This is a genomic window from Belnapia rosea (assembly GCF_900101615.1).
Taxonomy (GTDB): Bacteria; Pseudomonadota; Alphaproteobacteria; order Acetobacterales; family Acetobacteraceae; genus Belnapia; species Belnapia rosea.
In genome coordinates, this window is the sequence record NZ_FMZX01000056.1 from 1 (window position 1) to 8,774 (window position 8,774).

Sequence of the window (8,774 nt, forward strand, 5' to 3'; positions counted from 1 at the left end):
CAGTCGGCCGACGCTGCGAAACTCTCGCCAGCCCTCCGCGAGAGCATCGCCTATGCCCTTTGCCACGCAGCCTGAATGGCCAAAGCCGAGCTTAGGGTCGAGTGGTCCGGCACGGCGAGGTCGAGACCAAGCAGCTGCAGAATGGACCCAATCAGGCCCTCGGTCTGGCGCAGCGCCAGGCGGAACACGGTACGCAGTGTCAGGGCGGTTGCGATCGCCAGGTCCGAGTACTTCGCTTGGCCACCCCGGCCAGTGCGCGCCTCGGCGCGCCACCCTTCAATCGCCTCGGCCGTGAACCATACAGTCAGGCTGCCACGGGCGCGCAAGCCGGCGTCGTACTCAGCCGAGTTGGTGACCTTCTGGCGCTGCTTGGGGATGTGGTGCCGGCGATCGGCATTGACCTTGAACGGCATGGCGGGCGTCCCTCACGGCTCGAGGGCTTTCCCCTCTGCCAGCCTACTCCGAGGCGCCCGACCGAGTGACCTATGCAACAAGATGACTTGGATTGACTAGTTCTACTGGGATCACTCACTGCGGCCGCTCCCGGTCGCCCGATCGCGGCCGGTGACATAGGCGCGCTGACCGGCCAACCCGGTTCCGGCACCCAGCCGGACACCGCCATCCGCCTGCGGCACGGCGAGCGGCGCCACGGTCACCGGGAAGACCCCGCCTCGCTGCACGCCGAGCACCTCAGCAACCTTGGGGCTGACGTTGAGGATGCGGCCATTGGTGCCGGCGATGCGATCCCGTACCCGCACCATGGCCGTCTGGCCATTCCGGAGGTTGGTGACGCGCGCCGTCGTGCCGAGCGGAAGGGTGCTGCTGGCTGCGACGGTGTCGTCCGGGTCGAAGCGGCCGCCATCGGCCATCCGCCGGCCCGCCAGCTCCCGGGCGAAGATGGCAGCCTGACCCCTCTGCCGGCGCCCCGACTGGTCAGTGGCATCCTGAGGTGCCCCGTCCGGCATTGGGTTGATCGGGCGTTCGGTCGCGGCGGCGATTTCGGCCAGGCCGAGAGCGAGCACCGCGCAGATTGTCATCCCAAGCTTCATGATCCTGACCCGGACGTTGTGGTGGACAACGCGCGTCAGGGTGGGCGGGCTTCCATCAATCCTGGATTGTTGAAAACCCCTTGCCTTGCGGGGCCGAAGGCGAGGCGGCCCCGGCCCGGTGGCGTCCGGTTCCGCGCTATGCTGCGGGCTCGCTGATGTCCCAGGTCACATCCGCATCGCCCGCGAGCGAGAATACCACCGTGAGGCCGCGGACCCGCGCGGGAACGCTGCCTTCGGCAACCTTCTGGACCTCGTCCAGCAGCCGCATCATGGCGCGTTCCATATGGCTCGGCGCCTCCGCCGGGACGCGGCCGTCGTCGCCCGGCGTCCTCGCTCCGTCAGGATTCATGGAGGCTGCGGGAGAGATCGGGCGATCCATCCGCCCAGCGGGATGCGAACTCATCGATGGCGACCTGAAGGGCGAGGCTCACCACGACGATCGCTGCGGTGCTGGCAAGGAAGGCGACCATGGCAAAGCTCCTCTGCCTGTCCCTCCCCTCACCTGCCGCTATGTTGCATTGCAGCATGAAGCGGCGCAAGCATTTCCGGCGACGTATCCGCTTCGGTGCCGCCAGCCTGACCGGGCGCCGGAACGGTCCGGCCCGCGGCGCTCAGGCCGCGGTCAGCGTCACAGCCGTAGTGGTGAGGCGGTCGGTGTCCGAGCCGTGCAGCGCCTCGATCCGCACCTCGGGCTTGCCATATGTCACCGCCCCACAAGGCGAGCAGAAGGCGACTTCCGCCGCGTCGCGGCCGATGCCGATGCCGATGCGCACCAGGCCGTCCGCCGCCGCCTTGCGGGTTGGGTCGAAGAGGAACCAGGCGCCGCCCTCCGGCCCCTCGAGCCAGGCCTCCATCACCGCATGGAAGTCGGGCGGGAAGAGGCGCCAGGCGAAGGCACTGACGAAGCGCGCGGGAATGCCGAGAGCGCGGCAGAATGCGATGGCGAGATGCGCGAAGTCGCGGCAGACGCCCTGGCGCTGCAGCAGGGTATCACGCGCGGAGGTCTTCTCGTCGCTGCTGCCCGGCACGTAGTCCAGATGGTCATGCACCCAGTTGCAGATCGACACGACCCGCTGGTAGCCCGGCGGCAGGTGGCCGAATTCCTTCTGCGCGAACTGACTGAGCAGGTCGGACTCGATGTAGCGGCTGGGATAGGTGTGCATCACCACCTCGAACGGCAGGCGCCCGGCCGGCATTTCCTGCACCTCGGCCGGCGCGATCTCGACGGGGTCGAGATCCACCACCGCTTCGTAGTACACGGTGAGCTTGCCCTGATCGGCATGGATGCGGAGATAGCGGTTTCCACTCTCCGGCAGGGTGAAACGCTTGGGCGCAAGGTCTTGGGAGAGCGAGAGGTGCTCCTCGACCACGGTCTGGCCAACCCGGCGCTGGGCTTCGATGTTGAACACGAACGGCGTGCCGGCCACCTGGACCTCGTAGTCGAGATTGCATTCGACCTTGTAACGCATCGTGCACACCCTTCCCGCGCCGCCAAGGAGGGAAGCTGCTTGTCTCCAGGGCGAGATTTAGAAGGACGCGGCGCGTGTGACTTCTGCCAACGCGAGCATGGCAGGGTCTATGGGCGTGCAAGTTGGAGCAGGCAATCTGATGAAATGGCAGGCAGACATGCTCGCCGAGGCGGGCGTCGCGTGCCTGCGCGGCGATCCGCTAAACCGCAGCGCGCTGTCAACGCAGTCCACAACGACAGCGATCTGGTTCGGCCTGGCTGCGTCCGGGAATTTCGGCAGCGACCTCTCCTGGGTTTGAGCCGCCCGCAGGGAACCCATACAAGGCTGTGACTGCGCCGATGGTTTTGCCGCCTGATCGGGTGTCCTGGACGGCATCGTGGCGCAGTTGTCCTGGCGGCCGGATGAGGCGCGGGCGGCGTTCGAGTCGCACCTGCCGCACCGCCGGCAGGGCAAGCCTGGCATGATGCTTCATAACCTATGACAACCGGTGGGGGTGGGTTGGATCATGTACGAGATCATTCTGCATCACTATCCGCGCTCCCCCTATGCCGAGAAGATTCGGCTGGCGCTGGGCCTGAAGGGGCTGGCCTATGCCTCGGTGACGACGCCGGCCTGGATGCCCAAGCCCGACCTCATGCCGCTAACGGGCGGCTACCGCCGCGCGCCGGTCCTGCAGGTGGGCGCCGATGTGTTCTGCGACAGCGCGGTGATACTCCATGCCCTCGAGCGCCTGCAGCCGAACCCACCACTCTTCCCGGCCGGCAGCGAGGCCTCGGCCATGACGCTCGGCTCGGCCATCGAGAAGGCGCTGTTCTTCCAGGCCGTCGGCCTGGTCGCAGGCCTGGCCGGACAGGCCTATCCACCCGCCTTGCTCGCCGACCGGCTGGCCTGCTTCGGCTTCAGTCTGGACCAGGCCGTGATGCGCCCGCAGCAATCGCTGTTTGTCGACCGGATCAACGCCCAGCTGGTGAGGTTGCAGGCCATGCTGGCCGATGGCCGGCCCTACTTGCTTGGTGCGGCCTTGAGCGCGGCCGACCTCTGCGCCTACCACCCGCTGTGGCAACTGCGCCGCGCCGGCGGCGATCCGGAGGCGGCGCGGACCATCGAGATGCTGCTGTCGCCGATGCGGATCTTACAGCCCTGGATGGAGCGCATCGTCGCCCTGGGCCATGGCCATCCGCGCGAGATGACCGGCGCCGAGGCGCTCGCCGCCGCCGCGGCAGCCGAGCCGATGGCACCGGACGAGGCGCCCGGCGCGATCGGCCTGCACGGGATCGCCTGCGGCGACCGGGTTCAGGTGGCGGCGGACGATTATGGCCGTGACCCGGTGGTCGGCACGCTCCTGGCCGCATCCGACCATGCCATCGTCCTGCGCCGCACCGTCCCCGGGCTGGGAGAGATCCACACGCATTTCCCGCGCGTCGGCTTCGACGTCACGGCCGCCTAATGGCACGATAGTCCGGGAGGAGGCGGCGTGATGCAGTACAATCCCTTCGGCGACGAGCGCATCTCCTGGAAGGTGGTGGAGGCGATCGGCGCACGGATCCATGTGCTCGGCACTCATGCGAGGCTCGGCATCGCCGATGTGCTGATCCGCTTCGAGGCCAACAGGCAGGGCAAGCTGCACCGGCATGTCTGCGATTTCACGACCTTCGTGCTCCAGGGCGAATTGCGCTTCTGGCGCCCGGATGGCTCGCTCAAGGAAGTCCGCCCCACCGGCCACCATGTCCAGATCGCCGCCCATGGCGAGCCGCATTGCGAGGGCGCCGGCGACCGGACGGCGGTCGTGCTGTTCAGCTTCCGCGGCAGCACCGGGGACATGATCCACTATCTCGACGAGGATGGCGCGGTGGCGTTTCGGCTGGGCTTCCCGGATTTCGTGGCGGCGCAAGGCTGAGGGGCTTCGTCAGCGGTTGGGCGTCGCCGGGTCGAGTTGTAGGGCGAGCGGGATCGCCAGGGCGCAGAGCGCCGCCAGGAGCGTCGCGGTGAAGAGGCCGGTCCCCAGCGAGGCCAGCAGCGCCTGGGCGGTGGCGCCCAGCCGGTCCGGCGCCAGGCGCGGCAGCATGGCCATCGCCGCCATGTGCTGCGCGGCGAAGGTCAGGCCGTGCAGCGCCTGCATCGCCACCAAGAGGACCACCGGGACGTCGAGCGCCATGGCCGACCAGCGCAGGAGGCCGGCGGCGGTGGCCAGGGCGCAGGTTCCGCCCACCCCCAGCCGGGCCAGCAGGTGCTGGCCGAGAAGGAGGAAGACACCGACCTCGGCGGCGACCGACAGGGACCAAAGCAGGCCGATGCTGCCGGGCCCGATACCGGCCGCTTGCCAGCCCAGCACGGCGAAGCCGGCATAGAAGGCATGGCTGCCCTGGACCAGGCCCGAGACCAGCAACAGGCGGCAAAATGCCGGGAGGCGCAGCAGCACCCGCATCGGCGCCGGCCCGGGCCCCCTCTCCTGCCCCGAGGCTGCGGGCCGCGGCAACAGCACCGCGGAGCCGGCCGTCAGGGCGAAGCATCCGGCATTGAGCCAAGTCACGACGTGAGGCGACCCCGCCGCGGCCACCAGCCAGCCCGCCGCCGTGCTGGCGGCGATGAAGGCGGCTGCCCCGGCGCCCCGCACCACGCCGTAATCGAGCCCTCGCCGTCCTGGCTCCGCCGCCGCGCGCACCGCCAGCGCATCGGGCAATGGCCCTACCGGCGCGGTCGCCAGCGCATGGACCACGCGGACGAGGAACAGCATGGCGCCACCGGTGGCGAGGCCATAGCAGAGCACCGACAGCCGCGCCGAGCAGGGCCACGGCCAGCACCTCTCGTGGGGTGCCGGTGCGGTCGGCCATCGCCCCGGCGGCAGACATGGCCAATAGCCGAAGCGCCGTCCCCATGCCGAGCAGCACCCCGACCTCGACGGACGTCGCGCCCTGCAGCGTCAGCACCGCCGACAGGAAGGGGCTCAGCACGCCCCAGCCGAGGAAGATCAGCACAAACAGCCACAGGTAGCGCGACAGAGCCCTCGGCTCGCCCGTCGCATCGGCAGCCAGGACGGTCCGGCGCGCGTCGTTCATCCTTGGAGGTGGTACCGAGGATGCACGCGCTTCCCACCACCATTACGGCCGTTGCTGTGCCCAGGATCGCCTTGCCGGCCTTGCCGCTCATGCTTTTCGTAGCGTGGCCTCCGTGCGGGCCTGCAAGTCGTCGAAGGACAGGCCCGCGACCGTGTCCACGACGGCGAGCCCGTCCGGGGTGATATCGAGGACCGCCAGGTTGGTGTAGATGCGGCTCACGCAGCGCGCCGCCGTCAGCGGATAGGTGCAGCGTTCAAGGATGCGCGGGCGGCCGTCCTTGGTCACGTGCTCCATGACGACCCAGACCCGCTGCGCGCCGACGGCGAGATCCATCGCGCCGCCGATCTGCCGCCCGACATCGGCGGCCGATTGCGACCAGTTCGCCAAGTCGCCGTTTTGCGCCACCTGGAAGCCGCCGAGCACGCAAAGATCGAGATGCCCGCCACGCACGATGGCGAAGCTGCTCGCATGGTCGACATAGCTGCCGCCCGGCCGGATGGTGACGCGTTGCGTGCTGGCATTGACCAGCCAGGGATTCTCCCGGTGCGGCGCCGGTGCCGGGCCCATCCCGAGGATGCCGTTCTCAGAATGCAGCACCACCTCCCGCTCCGGCGGCACGTGGTCGGCGACCAGGGTCGGGATGCCGATGCCAAGATTGACGTACCAGCCCTCTGGTATGTCCCGCGCCACGCGGGCCGCCATGCCGGTTCGTCCGAGGGGCGTGAAGCCCTGTGCGGTATCGCTCATTTCCGCCTTCCTTCAGCGCGGCAGCTTCGGGTCGCCGGCCGCGACATGCAGCACGCGGTCGACGAAGATGCCCGGCGTGACGATCTCGTTGGCGGCAAGCTGCCCAAGGTCGCAGACATGGTGCGTCTGCACGATGGTGAGCCGCCCGGCCATGGCCATGATCGGGTTGAAGTTCCGGCCGCTGTCCCTGTAGATGAGATTGCCCCAGCGATCGGCGGCCCAGGCCTCGACCAGCGCGACGTCGCCCGGCAGGGCGAGTTCGAGTACGCAGGGCCGGCCGCCATAGTCGCGCACCTCCTTCCCCTCCGCCACGAGGGTACCGGCGCCGGTTGGGGTGAAGAAGGCCGGCACGCCGGCGCCGGCGGCGCGGATGCGCTCCGCCAGGGTGCCCTGCGGCACGATCTCCGCCTCCATGCGCGCCGCCTTCACCGCCTCGGCCGCCACGCTCCCGCTGCGCAGGAAGGTGGTGATGACCTTGCGCACGCGGCCGAGCTCCACCAGGCGCGCGATGCCCTGCACCGGCTCACCCAGCTTCTGCGCGCGGCCTGCGGCGTTGAGGACGATGGTCAGGCCGGTGGCGCCCTGCTCAATCAGGCCATCCAGCAGGGCATGGGGTGCGCCGACCTCGCCGAAGCCTGCCATCAGGACGGTCGATCCATCCCGGATGCCGTTCATTGCTTCGGCGATGGAGCGCACGAACTTGTCGATCATGCAGCCTGGGTCCCCCTTGTTCGTGACGCCGCGTGGTCCGGCCGGTCGCAGGACCGGGATGGTAGGCGCAGTGCCGCCTGCCCGGCCAGCGGCGGCGGGCGCGACTGGCGCTTCGCCGGCCTGGGTGATTGAGTGCGGGGACGCGCGCGCAGACGCGCCGACAGGAGGAACGAGGAATGGCCCGCATGCCGTCGTCCATCGGCGTTTCGCGCCGCGGGATCGTCCTGTCCGGGGCCGGCTTGGCGATGCCAGGCGTGCTTCGCGCCCAATCCGCCCGCTTCCCGGACCGGCCAATCCGGCTGGTCGTGCCCTTCGGCGCCGGCGGCAATCTCGATACCCTGGCGCGGCTGCTGACGCCCGGCATCGCGGAACGGCTGAGGCAGCCGGTGGTGATCGAGAATCGTGCCGGCGCCGGCGGCAACCTGGGGACGGAGCTGGTCGCGCGGGCCCAGCCGGACGGGTACAGCCTGCTGCTTGGCTCCAACGGGGCACTGACCATCAATCCGCTGATCATGGAGCGGGTGCCCTATGACCCGATGCGCGACCTACTGCCGGTCGCGCTGTGCTTTCGCACGCCGAACGTGCTGGTAGTCAGCCGCAAGCTGCCAGTCACCACGCTGGCCGAATTCGTCGCCTATGCGAAGGCACGGCCGGGCCAGGTGCAATGCGGCTCTGCCGGCGCCGGCACGTCGAACCATCTGATGATCGAGCTGTTGAGTGTCGCGACCGGGACCGGCCTGGTCCATGTGCCCTATCGGGCGAGTGGTGCCGCGACGCCCGACCTGTTGAGCGGCACCCTGCCTGCCTCGATGGAGCAGATCACCATCGCCCTGCCACTGCATCGCTACGGGCAAGTGCGCATCGTCGGCATCGGATTGCCCGGGCGTTCGCCACTCCTGCCGGACGTGCCGAGCTTCGTGGAGCTGGGCGTGCCCGATGGTGGCCTCGTCTCCTTCATCGGCATCCTCGTGCCCAGCGGCACGCCGGCGCCGGTTGTCGGCCTGTTGCGCGAGGCCATCGCCGCCGCTCTGACCGATCCCGCGCTGCGAGCGCGGGTGGAGGAGACGGGCAGCCTGGTAGCGGATGCCGCGGCGGCGACCCCCGCCGGCTTCGGTGCCCTACTGCAGCGTGAGGCGGAGCTGTCCCGCCGCGCCGCGGCTGCGGCCGGCATGCTGGTGCGCTGATATCGGCCGGGTGGCGGCTACGGCCACGGGATGTGGATCGCGGCCGGGCGGCCTCGATCCCGCGACGCCGCAGGTCATGGCCGTGGTGTCCAACGCCTTGGCGCTCTCGGACATGGCGGCGACCTCCGCACTCATTTGCCGGCAGCGACGCTCGTGGTGGATTTCCTTGAGGAGCGCCGATACCACCCGGCATAAGGCTTCCATGGCATAGGGCTTGAGGAGAACCTTTTCCTGAGGTGGTCCCCATTCGTCGGACAGCTTGGCGGCCTGAATAAGCTCGGTCCTGGTTTCCTTCAGGCCGCCAATCTCGTCACCGCATGCGCCTCATCGGGGGTCTGCCCCGCCAATGCGCTATGGGGGCGTCCGGCATTGTAGTAGCCGATCCACTTCGACAGCCCGGCCCGCAGCTCGGACCCGGTCTCGAAGGCATGCAGGTAGACGCACTCATACTTCAGGCTACGCCACAGTCGTTCGATGAACACGTTGTCCATCCAGCGGCCGCGGCCGTCCATCGAGATGCGCACCCCGGCCTGCTGCAGCAGGCCGGTGAACCGCGGC

11 protein-coding genes and 2 pseudogenes are annotated in these 8,774 nt (G+C 69.2%); 4 read left to right on the top strand and 9 right to left on the bottom strand.

Annotated elements, in window-relative coordinates; genetic code table 11:
• Positions 1 to 89: 89 nt before the first annotated feature.
• The 5 genes and pseudogenes from BLR02_RS27265 to BLR02_RS27275 all read right to left on the bottom strand — a co-directional run.
• Positions 90 to 413 (bottom strand): annotated as a pseudogene (locus tag BLR02_RS27265) (transposase); the annotation flags it as partial.
• 111 nt (positions 414 to 524) lie between these two features.
• Positions 525 to 1,037: a septal ring lytic transglycosylase RlpA family protein gene (locus tag BLR02_RS27270; RefSeq protein ID WP_176849869.1), complete on the bottom strand. Its 513-nt coding sequence runs from the start codon at positions 1,035 to 1,037 to the stop codon at positions 525 to 527.
• 148 nt (positions 1,038 to 1,185) lie between these two features.
• On the bottom strand, positions 1,186 to 1,398 hold the full coding sequence (locus tag BLR02_RS29070) for a hypothetical protein (RefSeq protein ID WP_143018352.1): 213 nt from the start codon (positions 1,396 to 1,398) through the stop codon (positions 1,186 to 1,188).
• A complete protein-coding gene (locus BLR02_RS30955) occupies positions 1,388 to 1,519 on the bottom strand; it encodes a hypothetical protein (RefSeq protein ID WP_281201404.1) in 132 nt (43 codons plus the stop codon). The genes BLR02_RS29070 and BLR02_RS30955 overlap by 11 nt, the downstream gene beginning before the upstream one ends.
• 141 nt (positions 1,520 to 1,660) lie before the next feature.
• Positions 1,661 to 2,518, bottom strand: coding sequence for a transglutaminase-like domain-containing protein (locus BLR02_RS27275; RefSeq protein ID WP_090665384.1), 858 nt, complete (start codon positions 2,516 to 2,518; stop codon positions 1,661 to 1,663).
• A gap of 139 nt (positions 2,519 to 2,657) precedes the next feature.
• Here BLR02_RS27275 and BLR02_RS29900 point away from each other — a divergent pair, with 139 nt between their 5' ends.
• The 3 genes from BLR02_RS29900 (at position 2,658) to BLR02_RS27285 (ending at position 4,415) form a co-directional block, all read left to right on the top strand.
• The gene (locus tag BLR02_RS29900) at positions 2,658 to 2,816 is read left to right on the top strand and encodes a hypothetical protein (RefSeq protein WP_176849870.1); all 159 of its coding nucleotides are present in this window, start codon (positions 2,658 to 2,660) and stop codon (positions 2,814 to 2,816) included.
• A gap of 207 nt (positions 2,817 to 3,023) precedes the next feature.
• Positions 3,024 to 3,965 (top strand): glutathione S-transferase family protein, encoded by a 942-nt coding sequence (locus BLR02_RS27280; RefSeq protein WP_090665385.1) that lies wholly within the window; start codon positions 3,024 to 3,026, stop codon positions 3,963 to 3,965.
• A 30-nt stretch (positions 3,966 to 3,995) separates the two neighbouring features.
• Complete coding sequence (locus tag BLR02_RS27285; protein WP_090665386.1) at positions 3,996 to 4,415, top strand: hypothetical protein; 420 nt, start codon at positions 3,996 to 3,998, stop codon at positions 4,413 to 4,415.
• Between the two features lie 9 nt (positions 4,416 to 4,424).
• On the opposite strand, the pseudogene BLR02_RS27290 reads toward BLR02_RS27285, so the two are convergent.
• The 3 genes and pseudogenes from BLR02_RS27290 to BLR02_RS27300 all read right to left on the bottom strand — a co-directional run bounded on the left by BLR02_RS27290 (position 4,425) and on the right by BLR02_RS27300 (position 7,032).
• Positions 4,425 to 5,574 (bottom strand): annotated as a pseudogene (locus BLR02_RS27290) (MFS transporter).
• Between the two features lie 87 nt (positions 5,575 to 5,661).
• Positions 5,662 to 6,321 (bottom strand): 3-oxoacid CoA-transferase subunit B, encoded by a 660-nt coding sequence (locus BLR02_RS27295; protein WP_090665388.1) that lies wholly within the window; start codon positions 6,319 to 6,321, stop codon positions 5,662 to 5,664.
• A gap of 12 nt (positions 6,322 to 6,333) precedes the next feature.
• Positions 6,334 to 7,032, bottom strand: a complete 699-nt coding sequence (locus BLR02_RS27300) for a 3-oxoacid CoA-transferase subunit A (RefSeq protein WP_090665389.1) — start codon at positions 7,030 to 7,032, stop codon at positions 6,334 to 6,336.
• A gap of 185 nt (positions 7,033 to 7,217) precedes the next feature.
• Here BLR02_RS27300 and BLR02_RS27305 point away from each other — a divergent pair, with 185 nt between their 5' ends.
• The gene (locus tag BLR02_RS27305; RefSeq protein WP_176849871.1) at positions 7,218 to 8,216 is read left to right on the top strand and encodes a Bug family tripartite tricarboxylate transporter substrate binding protein; all 999 of its coding nucleotides are present in this window, start codon (positions 7,218 to 7,220) and stop codon (positions 8,214 to 8,216) included.
• Between the two features lie 293 nt (positions 8,217 to 8,509).
• Here the strand turns inward: BLR02_RS27305 and BLR02_RS27310 are convergent.
• The coding region (locus BLR02_RS27310; protein ID WP_143018353.1) for an integrase core domain-containing protein at positions 8,510 to 8,774 on the bottom strand (265 nt) is incomplete at its 5' end.

Bases quoted from the DNA above. Each gene is read 5' to 3' on its own strand.
- BLR02_RS27270 (WP_176849869.1), bottom strand. From the start codon at position 1,037: ATGACAATCTGCGCGGTGCTCGCTCTCGGCCTGGCCGAAATCGCCGCC.
- BLR02_RS29070 (WP_143018352.1), bottom strand. From the start codon at position 1,398: ATGAATCCTGACGGAGCGAGGACGCCGGGCGACGACGGCCGCGTCCCG.
- BLR02_RS30955 (WP_281201404.1), bottom strand. From the start codon at position 1,519: ATGGTCGCCTTCCTTGCCAGCACCGCAGCGATCGTCGTGGTGAGCCTC.
- BLR02_RS27275 (WP_090665384.1), bottom strand. From the start codon at position 2,518: ATGCGTTACAAGGTCGAATGCAATCTCGACTACGAGGTCCAGGTGGCC.
- BLR02_RS29900 (WP_176849870.1), top strand. From the start codon at position 2,658: ATGAAATGGCAGGCAGACATGCTCGCCGAGGCGGGCGTCGCGTGCCTG.
- BLR02_RS27280 (WP_090665385.1), top strand. From the start codon at position 3,024: ATGTACGAGATCATTCTGCATCACTATCCGCGCTCCCCCTATGCCGAG.
- BLR02_RS27285 (WP_090665386.1), top strand. From the start codon at position 3,996: ATGCAGTACAATCCCTTCGGCGACGAGCGCATCTCCTGGAAGGTGGTG.
- BLR02_RS27295 (WP_090665388.1), bottom strand. From the start codon at position 6,321: ATGAGCGATACCGCACAGGGCTTCACGCCCCTCGGACGAACCGGCATG.
- BLR02_RS27300 (WP_090665389.1), bottom strand. From the start codon at position 7,032: ATGATCGACAAGTTCGTGCGCTCCATCGCCGAAGCAATGAACGGCATC.
- BLR02_RS27305 (WP_176849871.1), top strand. From the start codon at position 7,218: ATGCCGTCGTCCATCGGCGTTTCGCGCCGCGGGATCGTCCTGTCCGGG.